The organism is Bartonella sp. 220B (assembly GCF_026930205.1).
In the GTDB taxonomy this organism is placed as follows: domain Bacteria; phylum Pseudomonadota; class Alphaproteobacteria; order Rhizobiales; family Rhizobiaceae; genus Bartonella.
This window is the reverse complement of record NZ_JANHOI010000011.1, coordinates 26,413-51,556: the sequence shown is the minus strand read 5'-3', so window position 1 is coordinate 51,556 and position 25,144 is coordinate 26,413. Positions and strand designations below refer to the sequence as shown.

Genomic DNA, 25,144 nt, shown 5'->3' with positions numbered 1-25,144 from the left:
TGAAATCCTATTCCCTCACTTTTATCCACGCATCCCTCACCTTAAAAAAACATATGTGAAATCAATAAGTTATTTGGTATAAAAAAGAGAATGGTGCCCCCAGAGAGACTCGAACTCCCGACCCCCTGATTACAAATCAGGTGCTCTACCAACTGAGCTATAAGGGCATAATCACATACGAGGTAGCACAAACTCACAAAAAGGAAAATAGAAAATTATCAGTTTTTGTGCATATTTTTAAAAATTATACGTCAAATTATAAAATAATGAGACTCTTTATTTTCTCATCATCCTTTATCACAATGTCAAAAATTATTTCCACATTGATACTTTATAAAAGCGATGAGAAAAAATGCTTTTTGCTACCAGTTCACGAATCTGCAGAATTCGATTGGCTAGAAAGATATTTTTCTAGCCAATGAATATTATAATTTCCATCTGCAACATCTTTATTGTTAATGAGATCGCGAAAGAGAGGTAACGTGGTTTTGATTCCATCGACCACAAATTCATCCAAAGCATGCCGTAACCGCATCATACATTCTAAACGTGTACGTCCATGAACAATCAACTTTCCAATCATGCTGTCATAATAAGGAGGAATACGATAACCTGAATAAGCACCTGAATCAACGCGAATTCCTAAACCTCCTGGTGTATGAAAATGTGTAATAGTTCCTGGAGATGGCGTAAAGTTAATAGGGTCTTCCGCATTAATACGACATTCAATAGCATGACCAGAGAAGCAAATGTCATCTTGTGCAACTGAAAGTTTGCAGCCTGATGCAATGCGAATTTGTTCGTGAACTAAATCTATGCCTGTAATTGCTTCAGTTACAGGATGTTCGACTTGTAAACGTGTATTCATCTCAATAAAATAGAATTCTCCATTTTCATAAAGAAACTCAATAGTACCTGCTCCGCGGTATCCAAGTTGTGCACAGGCATTGGCGACAATACCACCAATTTTTTTCCGTTCAGTTTCATTAAGCGCAGGTGATGTAGCTTCTTCCCATATTTTTTGATGACGCCGTTGAAGTGAACAATCACGTTCTCCTAAATGAACAGCATTCCCCACTCCATCACCAATTATTTGAATTTCAATATGACGGGGCTTTTCTAGATATTTTTCGATATAAACTGCGTCATCTCCAAAAGCTGCTGCTGCTTCTGAACGAGTTGTTTTAAGAGCTATAGCAAATTCTTTTTCAGAATGGACCACTTTCATACCGCGTCCCCCACCACCGGCAGAAGCCTTAATAATAATTGGATAACCAATTTCACGAGCGGTACGCAGAGCTTCAGATTCTTCAGTAACAGCTCCGTCTGAACCAGGGACTACAGGAATTCCAAGTTTTTTAGCGGTTTTTTTTGCTTCAATTTTATCGCCCATGATTCGAATATGTGCAGCTGTTGGGCCAATAAATGTGATGTCATGGGCCTCTAAAACATCTGCAAATTTTGCATTTTCAGAAAGAAAGCCATAGCCTGGATGAACAGCATCAGCTCCTGTAATTTCGCATGCAGCAATAATTTGCTGAATACTTAAATAAGAATCGCGTGCTGGGGGAGGGCCAATACAGACACTCTCGTCAGCAAGACGAACATGCATCGCATCAGCATCAGCAGTGGAGTGAACGGCTACAGTCTTTATTCCAAGTTCTTTGCAGGCTCGTAGTACGCGAAGAGCAATTTCTCCTCGATTAGCAATAAGAATTTTTCGAATCATAGTTGCCCCTCGCTTTACTCAACAACAATAAGTGCTTCACCAAATTCAACGGGTTGGGCATCCTGAACCAAAATAGCAGTTACCGTTCCTGAACGTGGTGATGGAATTTGATTCATTGTTTTCATCGCTTCAATGATAAGTAAAGTCTGTCCTTCAGAAACATTTTGTCCTACTTCTACAAAAGGCTGTGCACCTGGTGAAGGTGCAAGATAGGCTGTCCCAACCATTGGAGATGTTATTGTATTTTTTGATTTATCTTCTTGTAGAGGAGCTTCAATTGTTGAGATAGGAGGAGAATTTACGGTAACAGGAGAGGGCGAAATAGGGGCATAAATTGTTTGTTCGGAAGTGACTGGAGTGTTTTGACGTGATACGCGAATACGAAGTTCACCTTGTTCAAGTTCAATATTTGTTAAATTTGTATCATTTAAAATTTCAGCAAGGTCTCGGATAATGTTCGTATCAATTGCGGTATATTTTCCCGCATCCATTTTTTTTGTTGCCATTTTATTTTTCACTCCTTGATCAATGAAGATCGTCACTATTTAATTGTTATGATCGAATATCTCTAGACTACGGATGACCTTTTTTGAGGATTCTGTTAAAAGCTATTTGCTTTATGAAGTCACATTTATAAGCCTGTTACCCAAAAAGAGAAAGCATAAAATTATTTCATGTATGGTATTCTTCATAAAGTTGACGAGATGAAGAAAAGATATTTAATGCATATTTTTGATGGATTCTTTTAAAACATCTTGGCTCACGGCCCCAATGAGTATTTTATCACCAATAATATAAGAAGGTGTTCCTGTAATATTGAGAGCAGAGGCAATTTGAATATTTTCTTTAAAGGAATTTTGAAGATTAAAATCCCTTATTGCACTGCGCAGTTTTTTTTCATTTGCCCCTAATGAAACTGCTATTTTTATAGCTTTAGACTCATTCGCACGACTTTTATTAGTTAAAAGCGCTCTATGAAACTGAGGATATTTTTCTGGAAATTCTTTTCGAAAAGCGTAGGCAACAGTATGTGCTGCTATGGAATCAGCTCCCAAAATTGGTAGATCTTTGACAATAACCCGTAGATCTGGATTCTCTTTTATTAAGTTTTCTATGTATGAATAGGACATTTTGCAATATCCACAGTTGTAATCAAAAAAATCGACAAGCACTTTCTTACCATTTGGATTTCCCAAAACAGCATCATGAGGAGACTGATAAATTTCCTTTTTAAACAAATTGATAATGGAAGCTTGTTTTTGAGCCCTTTGTTCGCTGTTCTTTTCCAGCTTTTCTTGGAGGATAAGCTGCATTTCGATCATAATCTCTGGATGAGTGAGTAAATAATCTCTTACAATATTTTGAATATCGTGATCATTGATAAATGGTATAAGCTTTTTTTTAAGCTTAGATAAGAAAGCAGGATCTTCTAAAAGCTGTGTCTTAAGTTTTTCTGAACTGAAATGATTTTCTGTTTTCTCGTGTGCAATCGCGTTTAATGAAAAAAAAGAAAAAGTCAAAATACTTAAAAAAGCTGTTATGAAAAATTTTGAAATGAGCGTTGTTTTTGAGTGTTGGGGCTGATAGGTCATCATTTATGGTTTCATATTCCTCTTGTAATGTTGAGTAAATTTATATGAAAGCTATTGTCTATGTGCAATAAGGTATTTAACTACAATGTAAATCTAATAGGTTGTAAAGAAAATATCAATTTTTTTTCTAAGGAGCTTTCATGTAAAGCATATTTTACGATAATACTGTTTTTTACAGTAATTGAATTTTCCGTTTTTTTATCAGATGTTGTCTTTATTATGTAATATCAAAAATATTTTATGCGTATTTATTAGAATATAACAATTTGATTAAGAACATTGGCATTATCTCTCAGCGGTTATCTCATTGAGTATAGTAGAGTAAAATTAGATAAATGATAGAAAATAAAATGATAAAAACCACGACGCATTACGACCTGTTTATCATTGGTGGAGGCATAAATGGATGTGGATTAGCTAGGGATGCAGCTGGACGCGGATTTAAAGTAGGATTGGCGGAGATGAATGATCTTGCATCCGGGACCTCAAGTGCATCGACAAAGCTTATTCATGGTGGTCTTCGCTATCTCGAACACTATGAGTTTAAACTTGTGCGTGAAGCGCTAAAAGAGCGCGAGATTATTTTGCGGATGGCTCCACATATTGTGCGTCCTTTACGTTTTATTCTGCCTTATCATAAAGAGTTACGTTCTGCTTGGATGTTGCGTATGGGGCTTTTCATTTATGATTATTTAGGAAACTGGAACCAAAAACTGTGGCGCAGTAAAAAGGTTAATTTTTCAAAAGATTTTTGTTCTACACTTAAGGAAGAGTACCAAAAAGGTTTTGAATATTCTGATGCAAGAGTAGATGATGCGCGTTTGGTAGTTGCTAATGCTCGTGATGCAAAAAAGCAGGGCGCTGATATAAAAGTGCGCACAGAAATTCTCTCTTTAAAGAGAGAAGAAAAAAAATGGCTTATAATTCTTCAAAATAAGTTAAACAACAAGGAATATTGCGTTACTGCTTCTTATGTTGCGAATATGACAGGCCCTTGGATTAAACATATTCTAGAAAACGTATTAGGCTGTAAGGAGAAACCGCCTGTCCGGCTTGTCAGAGGATCTCATATTCTGGTACCTAGGCTTTATACCCATGACCGTGCATATATTTTTCAGAACGGTGACGGACGTATTATATTTTCTATTCCATATCAGGAAAAATTTACACTGCTTGGAACGACGGATTGTGACTATCAGGGTGATCCTGCTAATGTTCATATTACGGATGCAGAGATTGATTATATTTGTACAGCAGCGAGTGAATATTTTATACAACCAGTATTGCGTGAAAATATTGTCTGGACTTATTCGGGACTTCGTCCACTCTATGATGATGGAGCTTCAAAAGCACAAGAAATTACACGTGATTACGTTTTAAAAGAAATGGGTACAGACGATATGCCACGACTTCTTAATCTTTATGGTGGTAAGATTACGACCTATCGTAAGCTGGCTGAAGATGCTATGAAATTTGTTGAAAAAGCGCTTGGGATAAAAGGAGCTCCATGGACAGAAAATTCGACACTTCCCGGAGGTAATTTTCCATATAATAAGCTAAATACACTTGAAAATAAGATCGCTCTTTTGATTCCAGATTTAGATGATTTTACATATCGCAGACTTGCACGCTCTTATGGTTCGGAGGCTCTGATGATATTTGCAAATGGGAAGGCAGATACAGGAAAAAATTTTGGTCATGGGCTTTATGAAGTAGAAGTCAAATGGTTAATGGAAAAAGAGTGGGCTAAAACATGTGAAGATGTCTTATGGCGTCGTTCAAAGCTTGGACTTTTATTTAAGAAGAAAGAGATTGATGCTCTTTCCGCTTATATGCAAAGCCAAAAAGAGAGCGAACAAGATGTATATTAATTCAGCTTTACGCAAGCACCTTATTGTAAAATCTATTTGCACAATAAACTGAAAAAAGTTGAAGGGAAATAAGCTATAATGATGTATGTAAGAAGCTTTCGTTTATTATTTTGTTAAACTCAAAATATCTTCGATACTGTACTTTATAATGCTGTTATGTTCTTCAAGGACTATTTGAGTGACAGGAAATACTATTCAAATCAGTTTTTAGCTACAATTTTATCTCTTATAATATCGGTTGCATGGCTATGATATTTGGAAGTTTTTTTCTATTCGTAACGTTCTGTTGTCTTTTTTTGATTTTTGGAAAATTTAGGTTATTTGAGGAAGAGAATTGGATAGAGAGTGTATTGTTCTCTCTAAGTAATGATAAAGAAAATAACATTTTAGGTGAAGTGAAAAAGAGCGGAGATCTAGTATGAATGGAAAACACTTAATAGAGATGAGAGACTAAGCTCTTATGATATCTTATAGTTCTCCATCATCAGTGAGATTTGCGGTAGCACCAATGTTGGGCTGGACAGATCAACACTGTAGATTCTTTTATCGCCTTTTAACAAAAAAGGCTCTTCTTTACACCGAAATGATTGTAGCTGATGCTATAATTCATGGTGTTCGTGAACAACTATTGACTTTGAATGATAAAGAACATCCGATTGCTTTGCAGCTAGGAGGGGCAAATCCGAAGAAATTGGCAGAGGCTGCTCGAATTGCTGAAGAATTTGGTTATGATGAAATAAATCTCAATGTTGGTTGCCCTTCAAATCGGGTTCAAGCAGGTGTATTCGGTGCTTGTTTGATGTTACATCCTAATATTGTAGCAAGTGCTGTAGAAGCGATGAAACAAGTCGTTACGATACCTGTAACAGTCAAATGTCGTATTAGTGTGGATGAGCAGGATGAAGAGTTAGCTTTAGATCTTTTGGCCGATCAGGTTTGGAATGCTGGGTGTGATGCCCTTTGGGTCCATGCACGAAAAGCTTGGTTACAAGGATTAAGTCCAAAAGAAAATCGCAATATTCCTCCACTTAAGTATGAGAGAGTTTATAAATTAAAACATAAATATCCTTATAAATTTATTGGGATAAATGGTGGAATTAAATCTATTGATGAGATCAAAAAACATTTGACTTTGTGTGATGCTGCCATGGTTGGTCGACAAATTTATCATGATCCAGCTTTGTTAAAACATATTGATTTTGAAATATATGGTGAGCTGCAGAGTGAAATGAGTGATAGTGATCTTATTGAAGCTATATGTGATTATGCAGCTCGACATATTGCATTAGGAGGGCGGCTTTCCCATGTAACTCGTCATATGATTGGTTTATTTCATGGGCGGGATGGAGCACGCCGATGGCGGCAAATATTATCTAGTGATGCAACAAAAATCGATGCAGGTGTGCATATTTTGAAAGAGGCGTTTTCTGCCCTCATTTAACAACAGTTTACAGATTGGTTTCTCTTAAAGTTTAGATTTCCTACAGTTTTATTTTTTTACAAATTTTAAGCAGTTCAGATTGGTAAACTTCATAAAGCTCTCAATCTTTATTACGAAGAGGATGTTAGTATTGCATATCAAACAGTATACTGATGAAGCTTACACAATGTGGAAATAAATGAATAATATAATTTAAAAAAATACAATAAGTTATTGATAATTCTAGTTATTAATTATTAAAAAAGTCATTTTATTGGAAGATGTCATGCAAAAAATAATTTTACTAACAAGATTTCAATGTTCTTAAAAAGCGATTTTTAAAAAACCAATAAATTATTCATATCCTGTATATATGACCAGATTCTCATTAAACATTTTAGATTTGAAAAGGTATCTTCATGACCGTTAGTCCATTTAATGATTTTCGTGCTTTACTCACAAATTTACCTATTGCTGATGCATTTTCTGTAACTTTGGCAAAAAAACGGCAAACAGAATTAACAAAAAATCAAGGATCACTAGGAAAATTAGGAGATATTGCGATTTGGTATGCAGGATGGAGAGCAACAGAAAAGCCTGTCATAAAGCGCCCTTTAGTTGCTATTTTTTCTGGAAATCATGGTGTTACAGAAGAAAATGTAACACCATTTCCACAATCTATGACCCAAAAGATGGTACAAAATTTTTCAACTGGTGGGGGGGCTATTAATCAAATTTGTATAGCTTATAATCTCGGATTAAAGATTTTTGATTTAGCGTTAGAATATCCCACAATGAATATTACCAAGGATGCCGCAATGGATGAGCGTAGTGCAGCAGCTACAATGGCATTTGGAATGGAATCCATTGCTGGTGGAACAGATCTCCTGTGTATAGGTGAAATGGGCATTGGAAACACAACAATAGCTTTAGCTTTATGTTTAGCGTTATTTGGTGGAGAAGTTGAGGAATGGTCAGAAAGTGGAATAAAACCTGAAGGAGAATTCTATCAGCGTAAAATAGCAGCAGTTAAAGCAGCAATTTCTTTACATAAGGATTATTTTAATGATCCTTTTGAAATAATGCGTCGTTTAGGAGGCCGTGAAATTGCTGCCATAGTTGGTGCTATTTTAGCAGCAAGAATGGAAAAAATACCGGTTGTTTTAGATGGTTTTGTAGTAACAGCAGCAGCAGCGTTACTTTATAAAATGCATCCTAATGCTCTTGATCATACTCTGATTGGGCATGTTTCTTCTGAATCAGCACATCGTAAACTTTTAGAAAAAATTGGCAAAGAACCGCTTTTAGATCTAGAGATAGGTCTTGGTGAAGGGACTGGGGCGGCTGTGGCAGCGGGTATTGTTAAGGCTGCTATTTTGATGCATACACAAATGGTGGCTGTTAAATAAGGAAAGATAGTGTATTAAAAGAATTTTTAAGAATTTTATTCGCTCGTTTTCTCTTGTAATTTTATATAACTGAGTGGAAGTTCTGTTGTATATTTAATTTGCTCCATTGCAAAAGAAGATGAAACATCACGAATATCAATTTTAGTAGTTAATTTTTTATAAAAAAGATCATAAGCTTCGATATTTGGAACAACCACACGTAATAAATAGTCAATATCTCCACTCATTCGATAAAACTCGATGACTTCACGGAATTCTCGGACAATTTTTGAAAAACGCTTAAACCATTCATGACTGTGCGTATTTGTACGAATAGAAACAAAAACAGTAACGTGTGCGTTTACTTTCTCTGGAGAAAGAACAGCAACACGACGTTGAATAACACCATCTTCTTCAAGTTTTTGGATTCTACGCCAGCAAGGAGTAGTTGAAAGTCCAACTCTTTTAGCGATATCTGCAACAGAAAGTGTTGCATTTTCTTGTAAAAGATATAAAATTTTTCGATCAAGACGATCCATATTTTTCTCGATTCAGTTTATAAAAATTCACGTATTAAGCTCTGTAGATACACAATAAGCTCCTCGTTAAACCATGAGTTTTTCTGTAACCAATAAGTGTTTCGCCATGATGGGTGAGGTAAAGGCATGACATGATAGCCTCGAGGTTGACGGATGGAAAGAATATTTTTCCAATCACTCACGGTTGCTGAAACGGTTTTATGTCTTAACTTAGTAATATGCCACTTTTGTGCATAACTTCCAATAGCAATGACAAGCTTTATTTGTGGCATAGCGCGAAAGATTTTTTCATGCCATATTTCACGACATTCACGTCTTGGAGGCAAATCAGATTTATTTTGGTCATAGCCTGGAAAACAAAAGCCCATAGGGACAATAGCAAAATGGGATCTATTATAAAATTCCTCCTTTGTTACGTTGAGCCAATTGCGCAATCTTCCACCAGAACGATCATTAAAAGGGATAGAAGTTTCATGGACACGCAACCCTGGTGCTTGCCCTGCGATTGCAATCGAAGCTCTATCAGATAAATAAACAACCGGTTTTGGTTCATGAGGAAGAGGAGGAAGATAATGGGGATGTTGGATACAAGCGCGACAGGAATAAATTTCCTTTTCAAGTTCAATAATTGAGTTATAGTGTGGTTTTTTCATTTGCAGACAGAGGGTTAAAGAATATTTTTTTTATTCTGGTCGAGGATGTGCTTTTCGCCATTCTTTTGGTCGTTGGAAATTTGATTGCCATATCCCTTTTTTTGTCTTTTTGGCTTTTTGCTCTTCTTCAGGATAGTCATAGTAACTTACTGCCCAACCATTTCGTACAAGTGTTGCGTTGATGTTGCTGATTTCTTTTGTTTTACATGTTGCAAGGATACGGCGATATTTATCTTTTTTATGCCAGTGACATCTAACAGGTTGATTTGCTGTGAGTTGTTCTAGGTATTTTTTTGCCTCGAGTCCACAAGGATAGCGTGCATCTTTTTTACCACAAAATTGGTGGAGTTCAGGAGCATCAATTCCTGCAAGCCGGATTGTAACAGAAGAAATCATGATTGAATCGCCATCAATAACAGAGGCAAGACCTTCGACAAATGCTTTAGAAGAAGAATGTTCTTTTTGAGAGAGCGTTTGAGTATGCTTAAAATAGATCATTATAAAGATGGAAAAAATAGCAGCGACAAGAAAGCTAAAACCAATAAATCTTAAATTAAAATTTCTTGAATTAAAATGGTAACTTTTTTTCATGAAATAAAGAGACTGCCATTATCACATATTTGATTGAATGATAAACACTCATAATTTTTATAAAATTTTCCATTTCCTCGATAGTATCTCATAATAATAAGAAAATCTTGTAATATATAATCCTTGTATTTCGATTACATAAGTAAATCAAATACAATATCGTGATACGATATACGGCTATAATAAAAGTAAGCAACTAGAAAATTAAGTCAACCTATCCAAGTCCATATAAAACGTGTAAATGACGGATATAATATTTCTTTAACTTAAAAAAACAAAAACACTCTTCAAAAGGATGATCTTGAAGAGGAATAAAACTATATTGACCTTCAGTTGCAGAACACACCAGTTAAGTGGTGCAATCCATTATTTAATTTTTGTTTCTTTAAATTCGACGTGTTTTTTTACAACTGGATCATATTTACGTTTACTCATTTTGTCAGTCATTGTACGGCTGTTTTTCTTTGTGACATAGAAAAAACCAGTATCTGCAGTTGATAAAAGCTTGATCTTAATGGTTGCTGCCTTAGCCATAATTTAAGAATCCTATTTGTACTGAAAACGATATTATCTTGCTATCAAAATCTATTTCTTATGTGATTAGATTTTTTGCCAACACTACGGATGTTCTAAAAAAAGTCAAGAGCTGATTAATTTCCTTATGTGTTGTGCAAACTCTAAAATAATATATAAGCGAAAAAACTAATCACTGCTTCTAGAAAAATCAACTGGTTTAAAGATATCTCATACTCTGTTGGAATGTTTGATCCATAAGTATATTGGTTTCATAACAAAAAAGCAGAATAAGCAGGAGTGGGATATACCCGATAAGCAAGTCCGATTGTATAAAGACTTGAAATTACCTCAGAAAGAAAGAGAGCAAATATCAAAAGCCATTGATGTTTTATTATCTATAGAACCATAAAAGTTTCATCAAATCCTAAAGAGAGTGCAACCCATTAGTGGAGAGCGATGATCTTTGTCATGGATTGCTTATAAGTCCGGATAGGGATTAGTGAAAATATTACCAAGGGTGTATATTGCCAATAAAATTGGCCGATAGAACTGATTTTGGTGAAACCTTTTCTTTGGCTATACGCAGTTTCGGGATGGAGAATGCATCCTCTATCTCAAATTTATATCTGAAGATTCCGAATATTAGGCTAAGCAATTTTATGAATTTTTCTGTAAATGAATTATGGAATATTCTGGAAAAATGACGATACAAACCAAAGATGCAACAGAAATTTTAAAAAACTTAGCTGGAAACCCCCATCGAGATGAAGTAGGAGATATATTGCTTATTATCACTTCTGATTATATAGTACGTATTCACTAGGGTATCAATAGATTATGAACAAGATAGCGGTAGATTTTGAGTTTCTGCCAGTCTCACGACTTCTATCTATTGTCTTGGCTCTGAATATACTCGTGGTAAAAAATCGTGCTATTCAATTTGCTGAAGAATATCTTCCAACTTTGAAGAAGATACAGATATTGATGTACAATTTGTGGCTTTTCTTAATACCGTTTCTGCAAAATTAAAAATGATGGGCTGGACAGTTTATTGCGACAAAAATTACAATCGCAATGCTTATTTTAGCAGCAAAGACCGTCTCATCAACATAGTTTATAAGCTTGGGATAGAAGAAGAAACCTCCACTGTTGCCTTAAAAGATTCACTTTCAACACTTGGCTTTTCTATTGCTCATCGAGATATTTTTTTTATTACTTCAATATATAGCTCTCAAAGAGGCAAAAGAAGTTTATACAGTTTCTAGTGTTGAAGTTGAAGAAGGCAAATTGCAACAGATTTGTGCGGATATCCTTGAATGTGCAGATCAAATAAAATGTTAATCAAATTATCTGTGATTATGCCGCTTTGCCAACAGATAGTGAATTTTGCCTTGCAGAATGTCATCTTATTGCGCTTATTTTAATTGGCAATGTCAAAAAACTTGAATTTTATAAAGAGAGTTTTCAAAGAAAGAGCTGTTTGAGTTTTGTAGAAACTATCACAGAATATGATATTGATAACGCTCTTGCTTTTGCGCAAGAATATCGAAAAGGTTTTCCAAAAAATGCTCAGATTATATCCCTTAATCCGCAAACAACGGTACTTATCTCCAAAACAGTATCTGTTTCTGAGAGTGAGGAGGCGGGTGAAATGGATAACAATGATAATCGTCTTACCGTGGAGAGTGCAACAGCACTTTTAAAAAGCTTGAATTGGTCAGTTAAGAAAATCAATGAAGACGATCATATGGCGAGCCATCAATTGGCGAATCACGAAGTTGATATTCTTTATAACGATGAAATTACTAGAGATTACCTGCAATTTGATAGCGCTTTTTTGAGTAGTGCTGGCATACTTGCCGCTGCTTGCAAGGTTATTGATCCTATTCACTCTGAAGATTTACCGGATTTAGACTTTAATTTTGAAGCCAAGGGATTGGAAATTTTTGAAGCAGAGGTGAGTGCGGATCACGTAAAGCAAGCACTTGATGATGCATTAGAGTGGGTAGTAAGTGCCATTGGTCTTCATGAAGAGCTCCACTCTCACTACGGTACCGCGCTTTGGGAAATAAGTACAACATTTAAAGCAGCCGATACACATTATGGTTTGCTTCATATTGGTGTCCTTGCTTTATTGGGTGATGTTAAAAGCTTGCAATCTTATCAACAAAGCTTTGTGATGGGGGATTGGTGATTTAAGCAAGGTAAGTTTGGATGTTTATGTTGCGGAAAGTAAGCAGGTGGATATTTTCTGCTGCGTTTTAAAGCATTTGTTTGGGCGACAGAGGCATTTTGACTGTGGGATAAGATTTTGAATGAAGATGGCTTGTTGCTGTTGCAAAGGGATGAGGTGCGGTTGGCAGAAATAGCTCAGGCTTTATCAGGAACAACCGGAGATTGCGGCGCAATTGAAAGCTATGCGTGCAACGCCTGTAAGAATTAGACGAGGGCAGCTATGAAGGAGTGGTTTATTATTGCTGAATTGGCTTAGGTTGCTTTGCTTGAGTTGTCGAAAGCAAAAATCGGTCTCAATAATCTGGCACTTAAGAGATGGCGTTTGAATACACAACTTTTTCGCCAAACATTAAGCAAAACCGGTGCAGATGTTTTGTTGGATGAATGATATGAGCTATAGTTGCCATTCTCCATGGTCCCGTGGTGATCACCACTCTCACGAAAGACCATGATTATATCAGTCGCTCTGGTCAATCGCAGCGCATCCGCTATTCCATCAGTTTGTTGCCGTTTTTCGATGGGGAAAACCTCAAGGACAATATCAGGTGAGTCCATATCAAGAGAAACAATTCCCATGGAGCTACCAGAAAAGCATATTGTTGTAGAGCTAGAAGATATGAGTCTCGATCTCATTTGTTATCAACATGCCATGGCTGTATTAAAGGACCGTGCGCAAGTTGGAGCATTAAAAGGCTATCTCGAAGCCACTTTGAGAGCCAATCCAGAGATTGCCAAATATGGTGTGCTTTTACCACGCGGTTTAAAGGTTACTTTGCCTGAATTTGTGTTGTCTAATCCCCAAAGCATGGTGAAGCGGTTATGGGATTAATGCGCACATATCCTTTTATTGTGGTCAAGGTGGAAGACAAACCCGTGCATGAGGTTTTTTACCAGCGTCTTTTAAATGCGACCATCACCGACCATGCCGGCAATGAAGCCGATAGATTTGAAGCAGAATTTGATGATAGGGACAATGATTTAGAGGTTCCACAAACGGGCAGTGCGCTGCAGGTGATCTTTGGCTATAAGAATAGCATCAGTGCTTTTATGGGGTGTTTTGTTGTCGAATCGGTTGTGAGTTGTGGGGGCAGTGATGGTGAGATCTTGCGCCTTTGTGGCAAAAGCGCCTCGATGCGTAAAGAACTCAAAGAACAAATAAGTGAACATTTTGATCACAAAACCGTTGGCGAGATTGTTGAAACCCTCGCTAAACGCCATGGTTATCAAGCAAAGATCAGTCCAGAATTCACGCACAAAACTTTGCTCTATGTGGTGCGCACTGATCAATCTACGATTGATTTTTTAACCCGCCTTGCGGAGCGCATGCAGGCACGTTTTTTAATCAAAGACAATAAGTTTTTGTTTTTAAGCGGAAACAATTTACCGGTCCTCGAGATTCATAAGCATAATTGTTCCAGTTGGGAATTTACCTTCGAGCCACGCACCCAATATGAGATCATTGAAGCCTGTTATTTTGATCGTTCGCAAGGAAAACAGCTGTCTATCAAACATCGCACAAATCTCCAAGGTCCCGTGCGTCGTTTGCGTTGTTGCTACACCAGCAGGGAAGAGGCATTAGTTGCTGCCGCTTCAGAATCAGACCGGCTGTGTCGTGCTGTGGGCAGTGGTTCTTTGTCCCTTGAAGGGCGTCCCGAAATCATGGCGGATCAACCGCTGCTGTTGCAAGGGTTCCGTAGTGAAATCAATGGACCATGGAAAGCCAAAACCGTCACCCATCGCTATGAGAAACAAAGCGGATACACCACAGAAATCACTCTAGAAGCACCAGAGAAGGGAAACCAACATAGAGGCTGGGCTGGTTGCCCAACCAACGGGACAAGTTTGAGACACACCCATCTGATGTAACACAACTTAACATCGCAGCCACTTCTTATCACTTGAAGCAATGAGAAGATGGTTAATAGTGATGAAAGAGTGTTTAAAAACTATGGATATACTTTACAAGGAAACATTAAAATCAGTTGATCCCATCGCACCAGCTGTTGCTTATGTTGGTGGCAAAATCAAGTTGGCAAAAACCATTATCAAAATCATAGAAGACATTCCTCATAGCATTTATGCTGAACTTTTTGTTAGTATGGGGGAATATTTTTTAGAAGAAAATTGATCCCATCCACTGAAATTACAATGATCGTTCAGGTGATGTGGTGAATTTTTTTCGGGTTTTGCAACGCCATTATCATCCTTTTATGGATTTGTTGAAGTTCCAAATCACCAGCCGTGAAGAGTTTCAACGCTTGGGCATGCAAGACCCAAACACTCTCATGGATTTAAAGCAGGCTTTGCGATTTTGATATTTGCAGCGGTTCAATTTTAGTGGTCAGGTGGACAAACGTACATTTAGAGTCGATCCTAATCGTAGTACACAGTTTAATCTTTTCAAACTTGAATTATTATTAGAGCTTATTTATCGCCGATTATCCAATGTTACAATTGAATATTTAGATTGATCTGATTTTATTCTGCGTTATGATAGGCCAAAGACTTTGTTTTACCTCGATCCGCCTTATTGGGGTGTTGGGGATACTTATGGGGAGGATTTGTTTAAGCGAGAGAATTATCAGATAATGTCCACACTGCATGCACAATTACAAGGAAAGTTTGTTCTGTCTCTCAATGATGTGCCTGAAGACCAAAAACTTTTAGCCAATTTAAACTAAAAGAAGTGAATACATTTTATACATGTGGTTCAAATAATGCGATTTCCGGTAAGGAGCTGATCATTTCAAATTGCGATCTTTAGAAAAGAAAAAAGATTCATTAAAACGGAGCTTTAAATGACTTTTGAAAGGTCTTTGAAGACTCTTTAAGCCCCCCTTAAAAACCCTTTGAAAAAAATAAATTGGTACAAAACCTGCTGTCAAATTATACAAAACTTGGTGGCAAACTGCACACATTTTGTGTTTGCTGATATTTTTTCTGGGAAAAATGGTCGGAGCGGCGGGATTCGAACCCACGACCCCTTGACCCCCAGTCAAGTGCGCTACCAGGCTGCGCTACGCTCCGAATTGTATAGAACGACTAAACGACTGTTTCTTTAAAGGCAAGAGAAAAATAAAGCGAATAAAATTTAAAATGCTTTTGCACTTTTAAAGAAAACTTAAGGAATAAAGAACTTCTCGCTCCAATGTTTCTTTATTTAGTGAGAGATAATTAAGATTGTTGAGCTCTTGGTTTCGTTGATTTTATAGTTAGTTCTGTGCATATGTTTATTTAATTATTTTATACAGATTGTAAAGTGCGAAGTGAGAGCTTTGTGTTGCTAAGTTTGTTTATGTTTTCTTTTTTTTTACAGAATAAGAATGCCACATGCATTTTGTGCATTCGTAGTTGCTTTATTTATGATTTTTGTAAAAATGCTTTTTTGCATAATGTCACAAGGACAATGAAAGAGGACTTTTAAGATTGACAGTGATAAATTAAAGTCATTGGATATGAGGATTTGATCTCGATAAGAAAAGATCAAAACATTTTAATTTATATTTTGTTGTTTTATTTTTAAGTTACCAGATAAAATATCATAAATAAAACACATTTCGAAATGTTTGTTGAGTAAGAAAAGAGTAAGTGATGAGCCGTTTTTCGGTAATAAATTTGACAGAATCTGCAGTAAATCGTGTTAAGGCGATTATGGATGCGAAAGGCGCACATGGCATTCTTATTGGTATTAAAAAAGGCGGGTGTGCGGGGATGGAATATACAATTACTCTTGTAAAGGAAGAGGGGGTGGATGCAGATGTTGTTGAAGTTAATGGCGCGCGTGTTTTTATAGCGCATGATGCAATATTATTTTTGTTAGGGACTGAGGTAGATTACGAAGTAACGACGCTTCATTCCGGTTTTGTCTTTAAAAATCCTAATCAAGTTTCAGCATGTGGATGTGGTGAATCGGTAGAACTCCGTCCTGCCTCACAAAATCAGTCAAATAAAACAGATAAAGCCAGTTGAGCTTAATAGGATTTCTATTGGATAATTTGATGATTTCTTGATTTTGGTGGTTAGTGAAATCTGATGTTTTTCCTATTTCTCACTTTTTGCTTGATTCCAAAGAGCTTCCATTTCCTCTAAAGATATATCAGCTAGTGTTTTAGATTGAGTGGAGAGACTTTCTTCAATATAGGTAAAACGATTTCGAAATTTTGTGTTTGTTTTTTTTAATGCTTTTTGTGCATCAATATTCAAGTGGCGTGCAAGGTTAAGCAAGGTAAAATAAAGGTCACCGAACTCTGCTTCTATATCTGACGTTTTATGATCTTTAATGGCTTCTGTGAGTTCATTGAATTCTTCTTCAATTTTTGCAAAAAATTCATGATTTTTATGCCAATCAAACCCCACTTTAGCTGCTGTTTTTTGTAAAGCGAGTGCTTCTTGTTCTGCTGGCTGGATTTTTTTTACTTTTGCAAGAATGCTTGTTGTGGGATTATTTGTTAAGCTTGCTTCTTTGCACCAGTTTCTCTGTTCAGCTTGTTCTCTTTTTTTGATATTTTCCCATTCTTCTGCTACAAAGCCACGTTTTTTTTGCTCTGTATTTCCAAAAACATGAGGATGGCGGCGAATCATTTTTGCGGTAATTGCGTGAACAACATCCTCAAAAGAAAAACGACCTTCTTCTTGCGCAATTGTAGCATGATAGACGATTTGTAAAAGAAGATCACCGAGTTCGTCGCAAATATCTGTCCAGTTTTTTCGTTCAATGGCATCGATAACTTCGTAAACTTCTTCAAGCATATAGGGTATGAGAGATTCAAAGGTTTGTTTTATATTCCAAACACATCCGCTCTCACGGTTTCGTAATGCTGAAACGATTGCGATAAGATCATTGATCTCTTTTGACGCGTTCATTTATGCCTTTCCTAATAAATGTTATGAATATGTCAATTATCCCAACGTCTGTGTAACCACGTCCATTGTCCGGGATATTCACGTACCCAACTTTCGACAATATCATTTAATTTTTGCGTGGAAGCAGCTATATCAATCTCATTTTTTTCATCAAGTGGAAGTTTTATAGATTCATACAACTCTAAACGATGACGCCTTCCAGCTAGCCGGATACAGCGTGCTGGATAGATATCACAATTATATTGTCGCGCGAGTTTTATAATTAAGGGATTTGTTTTAAGTGATCTGTTGAAAAATGTTCCTAAAACACCTCGACGAAACTTTTGATCAACGAGCATGCCAACATTTTCACCTTCTGCTAGCTTGGCTGCTAGTGCCCAAGCTGCCCCAGCTTTAGATGGCACGAGATGCCCCATAGAAGTTTGTCTGGCTTTAAGGACTCGTTTTGCTATATAGGGATTATTGGGAGGCCGAAAAAGCACTGTAACATTCAGGCCAAAACTTTGTGCGCATATAGGAAGAAGTTCGAAATTTCCGGTATGCGCTGTGAAAAAAATATGCGGTTTTTTTTCATTTTTTAGTCGCTGAAATATCTCAGCGCCTTTAACTTCAATAAGACCTGGTTGGTCCGCATGAGGATCAAAATCAAAAATTTTATCAAGAAAAATATATTCGGCTAGGAATAGCCCTATATTTTCCCACATTTCTATTGCAATTGCATGCAGCTCTTCTTCTGTTTTTTCTGGATACGCAGCTTTAAGGTTTGCAAGCGCGATTTGATGACGATGGATAAGAGGACCAAATGTCTTTGCTAACCAAGAAAAGAAAGAAAATCCAATGTTGGTAGGAAAATATTTTAAAATAAATAATGAACCAATGAGAAAATATCCCCATAACAAATAAAATAATTTTTTTGCTATAATTTTAATATGATACATAAAAATTTTAATATAAAACTTCATCATAAATTAATCGATTTTAAGAATAATTTTACCGAAAATATCACGGCTTTCCATGCGTTTTAAAGCTGTATCAATTTCATCAAATTCAACAATTGTATCAATGACAGGATGAACAAAACCTTTTGCCATTTTCCGCATGGCGTTTTGCATATTTTCTATACGACAACCAAATGAACCAAATATCTTAAGTTGTTGTTGAAATAACTGCATAAGATTTAATGGTGCTGTCACTCCAGAAGTTGAACCACAAGTTACTAAGCGTGCTCCTCGTTTCATACACAACAGAGAACCGCTCCATGTGTCGGCTCCTACGTGCTCAAAGACAACATCAACACCTTTTTTTTGCGTTAATTTGCGGACAACGCCTTCAAATCGATCTTTGCGGTAATTAATAACATGATCTGCCCCAAGAGATTGTGCTTTTGCAATTTTTTCATCTGAACCTACAGTTGTAATAACTGTGCACCCCATGTGTTTTGCAAGTTGAATGGCTGCTGAACCGATACCAGAACCACCTGCCTGTATCAGTATTGTTTCTCTTGCTTGTAGTTTTGCATTATCAAAAAGCATATGTTCTACAGTGCCGAAAGTAATGGGAGCAACAGCTGCTTGCAGTTCATCACATTCTGGTGGAGCAGGGACCAAAAGACGTGCTGGTAAATTGACAAGTTCACAGGCAAATCCATCAAGATGAAAACCGTAGACGCCTTTTACTTGACTGCAGAGATTATCGCACCCTTCACGACAAGCTTGGCATATTCCACAGGTTTGTGCACCGTAAATGGAAACAATTTGTCCGAGGTGTAAATTTTTAACATGACTCCCTAGTTGCGTAACTTCACCGGAAGCTTCTGCGCCAATGATGAGTGGCATTTTTCTTTTAGCAAAGGCCATACCACGCCAGCCCCATACATCAATATGATTGAGAGCGACGGCTTTTATACGTACCGTTACTTCATCGGGGTTAGGTGGTGGTGGTGTGGCAATATCAGTGATTTTAAGTTGGCGGTCATTTAATAGTTGCAGAGCACGCATTATTATCCCCCTTAATGTATATGGCCGTTAAGTTAAATGTTACAAAGTTTGATCAATATTAAAAGGATTATCTTTTATATGCAGTGATAACGAGACTTGTATTTTGACCTCCAAATCCAAATGAGTTTGACAAAACCGCATTGACATGTGCTTTACGGCTATGGTTAGGAACAACGTCTAAAGGTATAGCAGGATCAGGATTATCATAATTGATTGTAGGAGGAAGTATCCCCGATTGGATAGTTAAAAGCGAAAAAACAGCCTCAATGGCGCCAGCAGCAGTTAATGTGTGTCCAATCATTGATTTATTAGAAGACACAGGAATATGTTCTAAAATATTACCGAAGACTGTTGATAATGCGAGATATTCCATCTTTTCATTTTCAGGTGTTGAGGTTCCATGGGCATTAATGTAGTCAATTTCATTGATGGTTATTTTTGCGTCATCTAAGGCTTTGCGGACTGATCCAATTGCTGGGGATGCATCGGGCTTTGAACGCGTACGATGAAAATCATCGGCGGTCTCTCCACAGCCAGCCAAAATTCCTAAAACTATAGCATTACGATCTAATGCGCTTTTAAGAGATTCAAGAACAAGAGCACCTGATCCTTCTGCCATAACAAAACCATCTCTATCACGGCTAAAGGGTTTGGCTGCTTTTTCTGCAGGATCATTATGGGTTGAAAGAGCAGATAATAACGAAAAGCGGATGAGAGATTCTGCCGAAACAGAACCATCTGTAGCAATTGTGAGTGCACGATTTGTTTCTTCTCGTCGAATAGCTTCAACACCTAATTGAATTGCTGTTGCACCAGATGCGCAAGCGGTTGAAAGTGTAATTGGAAGTCCCTTTGTCCCGAATTTTTTTTGAAGATTTTCTGCAATTGCACCAAATTGTGTGCTTTCAAAGAATGTTTCGTGAAGATTATGGCTGCAGATTTCAAGAAGACGCGCATAGGAAGGCTCACCAATACATGTTTCCTTTTGATCAAGAGTAAAACGTGCTGACCACTCCAGCTCAACAGGAGGAGCTGCTAAAAAGAGTGGTCCATTAAAATTCGTTTTATCAAGAGCTGCTTGCGTTAAAGCTTCTTCTGCTGCCAGATCTGCAAGTTTTTCAGAAAGAGCTGAAGCACCAAGCGTGCTTTCTTTAAGAAAATCAACGGTGCCAGCGATACGTGTATTTAATCCTTCAACAGGAAAGCGTGTGATTTTATGAATGCCGCTCACACCGCTTGTTAATTTTTGCCAATTTTCATTTTTCCCTTTTCCCAGTGATGTCACAACTCCTGCTCCAGTGATTGCGACAAGCGGACGCCCAAAATGATCATGATATTTCACTATGGCAATCTCCCTCAAACAGCAGTTAGGCGGACCACACCTTCAGCTCTTTTTATACCAATGGTTGTAACAAATGCTTCACGTACTTCTTTTAAAAAAGGCTTTTCAGGAGCACTTAATGCTGGAAAACAGTGTTTTTTTTCAATAGAAAGAGCAGCAAGTGCAAGTGCTAAAGGAAGTTGGACTTCCCGCATATAACCAAATAATGTTGTAATTCCACGGTAAAAAATATCAGAATCTTCAAGAGCGTTTTGTTCTGCTTCTGTCACCTCATGAAATCCTGAAGCAGCTGAAATAGCTAAAGCAGATTTTGCTTTGATTGTTTTCAACATTGATACAATCGATTCTTGAAGTGAGATTTTTGTTCTGTCTATTTGATCTGTGATAATCTGCTTAATTTCAGCATAAGCACGTGCATTACGTTTTTTTGCATGTGCTTCACTTTCAAGAACTAGAAAGACACCACCAGAGCCAGTTATAACACCGCCACCAAGATAATTTTTACGTTCCCACACTGGTGCCCACCCACCTTGCGTTAAGAGGTTTCCAAGTTCATAGGCTAACAACATATCATAGCCCTGTGCATTATAGGAGCCTCCTACCAATACATGTGTACTTTGCCCTGATCGAATACGCGCTGCAGCAATTTGAAGTGCAGAAAGTCCACTGCCTTCTTCGCCCATAAAGGTGCGAGAAGAGCCGGTAACTTTATGAACAATTGAAATATTGCCAGCCAAAAGATTTGACAGTTGTGCTAAAAACAAAGTGGGACGAAGTTCTGCCGAAAGGACCGAATTTAATATAGAAGCAGGATCGGCTGCTGTACGTGCTTTAGAAAGAATTTCTGTATCAACAACAATATCACGTTCCCCTCCACTTGCTGCGACAATCATATCCATTGTTGAGGTTAATTGTTCATTATTTTTCATGCCTGCATCATCTAGAGCAAGACCTGCTGCATAGGTACCAAGGCGTTGCCACGTGCCCATTTGCCGTTGATCACTTTTTTTGGGAATTTGTAAACTCCAATCAATTTCAGGCAATTTATGAACAGTGTAGGGTGAGAAAGTTGTACAATCAAGATTTGGTGTAACTGTAGAATTGTTCAAGAGATCCCAATGATGATTAACGCCTTCACCAAGAGAGCTTATAAGTCCTATACCAGTGATGAACACAGCTTGGTTATGCATGATAAAAAATTATTCCGCCTGTTTTATGGCGACGAGTTCATCAATTTTTGCACAAAGATTTTTCAGAACAAAATATTCTTCAGTAGCAATTGTACCTTCATTGACTTCTTGGGTCCACTGCTCTAGCGGAACTTTAATTCCAAAAGCTTTATCAATAGCAAAAACAATATCAAGAAAATCAAGGCTATCGATTCCTAAATCGTCAATTGTATGGCTTTCAGGTGTGATTGTGCTGCGATCAATTTCACTAATTTCTGCGATAATATCAGCAACTTTCTCAAACGTAGAGGGCAATGTGCGGTTCCTTATTATGAGTTATAAATTCAAAATACACTTGTTTGCCTTCTTTTAGCCTTTTTTTCCTTAAAAAAAAAGACTCAAAGCAAAATATAGTTGTCTTTTCTATAGAGAAAACGCGTTTACAGTGTTTGAAATATTACGCTTCAAAGTTATAAAAATTTGATACTTTGTTTGTGTTTACTTACGTTCAGTTATTTTATTAAGGTTTTTTTTCTATTGGCAGCAAGAACAGCAAGAGCTGTCATATTAACGACTCCTCGTGAAGTTACTGAAGGTGTCAAGATGTGTACAGGACGCGAGGCCCCAATTAAAATAGGTCCAACATGAAGGGCATTGGTAAGATTTTTTACGAGATTGAGTGTTATATTCGCTGCATCAAGTGTTGGAAAGACAAGCAAATTAGCTTCACCTTTGAGGCGTGAATCAGGAAAAACACGATCACGAAAAACTTTAGAAAGTGCTGCATCACCGTGCATTTCTCCATCAGCTTCTAAATTTGGATATAATTTGGCAAGAATTTCGGTTGCACGGCGCATTTTACGCGCACTTTCTGTATTTTTTGAGCCAAAGTTTGAGTGTGATAATAATGCTGCTTTTGGAGTTATACCAAATGCTTCAATTTCTTGTGCTGCCAGTGCCGTCATTTCTGCTATTTCTTCTGCAGAAGGATCTTCATTAACGTAAGTATCTGTTAGAAAAAGGGTGCGACGTGAAGAAATCAGCAAACTCACAGCAGAAAAATGACGAACATTTGAATCAAGTCCGATGACCTGCTCAATCAATTCAAGATGACGTTCAAAGCGCCCTTCTAAACCACAAATCATTGCATCAGCTTCTTCACGCATTACAGCGAGGGCTGCAATTGCTGTTGTTGATGTTCGTACAATTGTTTTTGCTACATCGGGTGAAACACCACGTCTTCCTGTGTAACGAAGAAATAAATGAACATAATCGCGAAAACGTGGATCATCTTCTGGATTTGTAAGTTCAAAATCTATGCCAGGACGAATTCTTAAACCAAAGCGCTTTAGTCTTGCCTCCACGACATGGGGACGCCCAATGAGGAGTGGTATTGCAGTTTGTTCTTCAAGAACAATTTGTGCTGCGCGAAGTACGCGTTCATCTTCACCATTTGCATAAATGACACGTTTACGTTTTGCTGTTTTTGCAGCAGCAAAAACGGGTTTCATCATTAAACCAGAACGGAACACAAATCGGTTAAGAATATCATGATAGGCTTCCATATCTTCGATTGGCCGCAGTGCGACACCAGTTTCCATTGCTGCTTTCGCAACAGCAGGAGCTATGCGCAGTATTAACCGTGGATCAAAGGGGGAGGGGATCAGATACTCTGGACCAAAACTGGGTGGTTTTTTGGAGTATGCACGTGCTGCAATATCTGAAGTTTCTTCGCGGGCGAGAGCTGCAATCGCATAAACTGCGGCCATTTTCATTTCTTCATTAATCGCGGTGGCACCAACATCTAATGCACCACGAAAGATATAGGGAAAACAAAGCACATTATTGACCTGATTAGGATAATCAGAACGTCCTGTGCAAATCATTGCATCTGTCCGCACGGAATGTGCTTCTTCTGGCATAATTTCTGGTGTTGGATTAGCGAGTGCTAAAATTAATGGATTTGAAGCCATTTTTTTCAGATATTCAGGTTTTAAAACCCCCCCTGCTGAAACACCTAGAAAAACATCGGCATTATCAATAATTTCGGATAAAGTTCGTGCATCAGTTTCCTGGGCATAATTGATTTTCCAACGATCCATAAGAGTCGTACGGCCTTTATAAACCACTCCCTCTAAGTCGCTAAGCCAAATATTTTCAACTTTTGCTCCAAGGCGAACTAAAAGGTTAAGACAAGCTAAAGCCGCGGCACCGGCACCTGAGGTAACTATTTTTGCATTTTCAATTTTTTTTCCAGCAAGATTTAAAGCATTTAATACAGCTGCAGAAACAATAATAGCAGTCCCATGTTGGTCATCATGGAAAACTGGAATATTCATTCGAGAACGAAGTTTTTCTTCGATTTCAAAACATTCAGGAGCTTTAATATCTTCAAGATTAATACCACCAAATGTAGGTTCTAAGGCAGATACAGTGTCTACCATTTGGTCAATATTGGGCGCATTAATTTCAATATCAAAAACATCAATATTCGCAAATTTTTTAAATAAAACGGCTTTTCCTTCCATAACTGGCTTTGAGGCGAGGGGACCAATATTTCCTAGTCCAAGAACAGCAGTTCCATTTGATATAACAGCAACTAAATTAGAACGAGAAGTATATTGCGCAGCAAGATTGGGATCTTTATGAATTGCAAGACATGGTGCAGCGACACCTGGAGAATAAGCAAGAGCTAGGTCACGCTGATTATCAAGAGGTGTTGTCGCTTGTATTTCCAACTTTCCGGGTTTGGGATGTTGGTGATAAAAAAGTGCGGCACTGTCAAGTTCAACTTTTTGTGAACTGAAATTACTCTTTTGTTCTATAGACATTTTTATGATATCCAAGTTAGTATATGTTTATGTGAGATATTCCATTTATAATAAATTGTATCCACTGGTAGCTCTCTTTTCTCTGAATAAAAAATGCGAGAAAACTCTTTTGGAGCATTAAAACAGTTTGATATTTTTTTATTTGCGCCCCTTAACAATTGCATTGATATCAGCACGATTAATCTTTTTTCCTTAACAAAAATTTGCGGAAGTAAGTTATTTAAAAAGATAAGTATAATATTATTGATGCTTACATTACCAAGCAGTTATTTTTTTTGCAATGCTGACAAAAAAGCAGAAGAGAATTTATTCATTTAACCTAGTTTTTATAAACTCCAGCTTTATTCATATTTATAGTGAGTGTGTAATTCATAAACCATTATTTTAAAATTCTAAACTGTTTTGTAT

21 protein-coding genes, 2 tRNA genes and 5 pseudogenes are annotated in these 25,144 nt (G+C 37.2%); 12 read left to right on the top strand and 16 right to left on the bottom strand.

Going from position 1 to position 25,144, the window contains the following annotated elements:
* Positions 1-91: 91 nt before the first annotated feature.
* The 4 genes from NPX99_RS07300 to NPX99_RS07285 form a co-directional block, all read right to left on the bottom strand.
* Positions 92-167 (bottom strand) — tRNA-Thr (locus NPX99_RS07300).
* A 203-nt stretch (positions 168-370) separates the two neighbouring features.
* On the bottom strand, positions 371-1,729 hold the full coding sequence (accC, locus tag NPX99_RS07295; RefSeq protein ID WP_269031204.1) for an acetyl-CoA carboxylase biotin carboxylase subunit: 1,359 nt from the start codon (positions 1,727-1,729) through the stop codon (positions 371-373).
* 14 nt (positions 1,730-1,743) lie between these two features.
* Entirely contained in the window at positions 1,744-2,235 is a 492-nt protein-coding gene (gene accB, locus NPX99_RS07290; RefSeq protein ID WP_269031203.1) for an acetyl-CoA carboxylase biotin carboxyl carrier protein, read from the bottom strand.
* 213 nt (positions 2,236-2,448) lie between these two features.
* On the bottom strand, positions 2,449-3,321 hold the full coding sequence (locus NPX99_RS07285) for a DsbA family protein (RefSeq protein WP_269031208.1): 873 nt from the start codon (positions 3,319-3,321) through the stop codon (positions 2,449-2,451).
* A gap of 335 nt (positions 3,322-3,656) precedes the next feature.
* Here NPX99_RS07285 and glpD point away from each other — a divergent pair, with 335 nt between their 5' ends.
* From glpD to cobT, 3 genes are all read left to right on the top strand, one after another.
* Positions 3,657-5,192 (top strand): glycerol-3-phosphate dehydrogenase, encoded by a 1,536-nt coding sequence (gene glpD, locus NPX99_RS07280; RefSeq protein ID WP_269031202.1) that lies wholly within the window; start codon positions 3,657-3,659, stop codon positions 5,190-5,192.
* 460 nt (positions 5,193-5,652) lie between these two features.
* Positions 5,653-6,633, top strand: coding sequence for a tRNA dihydrouridine(20/20a) synthase DusA (dusA, locus tag NPX99_RS07275; RefSeq protein WP_269031201.1), 981 nt, complete (start codon positions 5,653-5,655; stop codon positions 6,631-6,633).
* Between the two features lie 398 nt (positions 6,634-7,031).
* Complete coding sequence (gene cobT, locus NPX99_RS07270) at positions 7,032-8,021, top strand: nicotinate-nucleotide--dimethylbenzimidazole phosphoribosyltransferase (RefSeq protein WP_269031200.1); 990 nt, start codon at positions 7,032-7,034, stop codon at positions 8,019-8,021.
* A 35-nt stretch (positions 8,022-8,056) separates the two neighbouring features.
* On the opposite strand, the gene NPX99_RS07265 is transcribed toward cobT, so the two are convergent.
* The 4 genes from NPX99_RS07265 to rpmG form a co-directional block, all read right to left on the bottom strand.
* On the bottom strand, positions 8,057-8,539 hold the full coding sequence (locus NPX99_RS07265; protein ID WP_269031199.1) for an Lrp/AsnC family transcriptional regulator: 483 nt from the start codon (positions 8,537-8,539) through the stop codon (positions 8,057-8,059).
* Positions 8,540-8,556: 17 nt separating this feature from the next.
* Positions 8,557-9,192 (bottom strand): uracil-DNA glycosylase family protein, encoded by a 636-nt coding sequence (locus NPX99_RS07260; RefSeq protein WP_269031198.1) that lies wholly within the window; start codon positions 9,190-9,192, stop codon positions 8,557-8,559.
* Between the two features lie 30 nt (positions 9,193-9,222).
* Positions 9,223-9,783: a thermonuclease family protein gene (locus NPX99_RS07255; RefSeq protein ID WP_269031197.1), complete on the bottom strand. Its 561-nt coding sequence runs from the start codon at positions 9,781-9,783 to the stop codon at positions 9,223-9,225.
* Positions 9,784-10,149: 366 nt separating this feature from the next.
* Positions 10,150-10,317 (bottom strand): 50S ribosomal protein L33, encoded by a 168-nt coding sequence (rpmG, locus tag NPX99_RS07250; RefSeq protein WP_004864083.1) that lies wholly within the window; start codon positions 10,315-10,317, stop codon positions 10,150-10,152.
* 530 nt (positions 10,318-10,847) lie between these two features.
* Here rpmG and NPX99_RS07245 point away from each other — a divergent pair.
* From NPX99_RS07245 to NPX99_RS08770, 8 genes and pseudogenes are all read left to right on the top strand, one after another.
* Positions 10,848-10,942 (top strand): annotated as a pseudogene (locus NPX99_RS07245) (SMI1/KNR4 family protein); the annotation flags it as partial.
* 57 nt (positions 10,943-10,999) lie between these two features.
* The gene (locus NPX99_RS07240) at positions 11,000-11,122 is read left to right on the top strand and encodes a hypothetical protein (protein WP_269031196.1); all 123 of its coding nucleotides are present in this window, start codon (positions 11,000-11,002) and stop codon (positions 11,120-11,122) included.
* 101 nt (positions 11,123-11,223) lie between these two features.
* Positions 11,224-12,487: pseudogene (locus NPX99_RS07235) on the top strand (DUF6990 domain-containing protein); the annotation flags it as partial.
* Positions 12,483-12,758 (top strand): annotated as a pseudogene (locus NPX99_RS07230) (hypothetical protein); the annotation flags it as partial. The pseudogenes NPX99_RS07235 and NPX99_RS07230, both read left to right, overlap by 5 nt.
* A 129-nt stretch (positions 12,759-12,887) precedes the next feature.
* Positions 12,888-13,139 (top strand): annotated as a pseudogene (locus tag NPX99_RS07225) (hypothetical protein); the annotation flags it as partial.
* A complete protein-coding gene (locus NPX99_RS07220) occupies positions 13,109-13,363 on the top strand; it encodes a tail protein X (RefSeq protein ID WP_269031195.1) in 255 nt (84 codons plus the stop codon). The pseudogene NPX99_RS07225 and the gene NPX99_RS07220, both read left to right, overlap by 31 nt.
* Positions 13,363-14,400: a phage late control D family protein gene (locus tag NPX99_RS07215; protein WP_269031207.1), complete on the top strand. Its 1,038-nt coding sequence runs from the start codon at positions 13,363-13,365 to the stop codon at positions 14,398-14,400. Before NPX99_RS07220 ends, NPX99_RS07215 begins: the two co-directional genes overlap by 1 nt.
* Positions 14,401-14,482: 82 nt before the next feature.
* Positions 14,483-15,298, top strand: a pseudogene (locus NPX99_RS08770) (DNA adenine methylase).
* A gap of 186 nt (positions 15,299-15,484) precedes the next feature.
* Here the strand turns inward: NPX99_RS08770 and NPX99_RS07195 are convergent.
* Positions 15,485-15,561 (bottom strand) — tRNA-Pro (locus NPX99_RS07195).
* A 564-nt stretch (positions 15,562-16,125) separates the two neighbouring features.
* On the opposite strand from NPX99_RS07195, the gene NPX99_RS07190 reads away from it, so the two are divergent.
* Positions 16,126-16,503, top strand: a complete 378-nt coding sequence (locus NPX99_RS07190) for an iron-sulfur cluster assembly accessory protein (protein ID WP_269031191.1) — start codon at positions 16,126-16,128, stop codon at positions 16,501-16,503.
* A gap of 72 nt (positions 16,504-16,575) precedes the next feature.
* On the opposite strand, the gene mazG is transcribed toward NPX99_RS07190, so the two are convergent.
* From mazG to NPX99_RS07155, 7 genes are all read right to left on the bottom strand, one after another.
* Positions 16,576-17,397, bottom strand: coding sequence for a nucleoside triphosphate pyrophosphohydrolase (gene mazG, locus NPX99_RS07185; protein ID WP_269031190.1), 822 nt, complete (start codon positions 17,395-17,397; stop codon positions 16,576-16,578).
* Positions 17,398-17,429: 32 nt separating this feature from the next.
* Positions 17,430-18,359 (bottom strand): lipid A biosynthesis lauroyl acyltransferase, encoded by a 930-nt coding sequence (locus NPX99_RS07180; RefSeq protein WP_269031206.1) that lies wholly within the window; start codon positions 18,357-18,359, stop codon positions 17,430-17,432.
* 6 nt (positions 18,360-18,365) lie between these two features.
* On the bottom strand, positions 18,366-19,394 hold the full coding sequence (locus NPX99_RS07175) for a zinc-binding dehydrogenase (RefSeq protein ID WP_269031189.1): 1,029 nt from the start codon (positions 19,392-19,394) through the stop codon (positions 18,366-18,368).
* Between the two features lie 67 nt (positions 19,395-19,461).
* Positions 19,462-20,736 carry a beta-ketoacyl-ACP synthase gene (locus NPX99_RS07170; RefSeq protein WP_269031188.1) on the bottom strand — a complete coding sequence of 425 codons (1,275 nt, stop codon included), beginning with the start codon at positions 20,734-20,736 and terminating at the stop codon, positions 19,462-19,464.
* Positions 20,737-20,750: 14 nt separating this feature from the next.
* Positions 20,751-21,926, bottom strand: a complete 1,176-nt coding sequence (locus tag NPX99_RS07165; protein ID WP_269031187.1) for a beta-ketoacyl-ACP synthase — start codon at positions 21,924-21,926, stop codon at positions 20,751-20,753.
* A gap of 9 nt (positions 21,927-21,935) precedes the next feature.
* Complete coding sequence (locus NPX99_RS07160; RefSeq protein WP_269031186.1) at positions 21,936-22,220, bottom strand: acyl carrier protein; 285 nt, start codon at positions 22,218-22,220, stop codon at positions 21,936-21,938.
* A gap of 197 nt (positions 22,221-22,417) precedes the next feature.
* Positions 22,418-24,736, bottom strand: a complete 2,319-nt coding sequence (locus NPX99_RS07155) for an NADP-dependent malic enzyme (protein WP_269031185.1) — start codon at positions 24,734-24,736, stop codon at positions 22,418-22,420.
* Between the last annotated feature and the right edge of the window lie 408 nt (positions 24,737-25,144).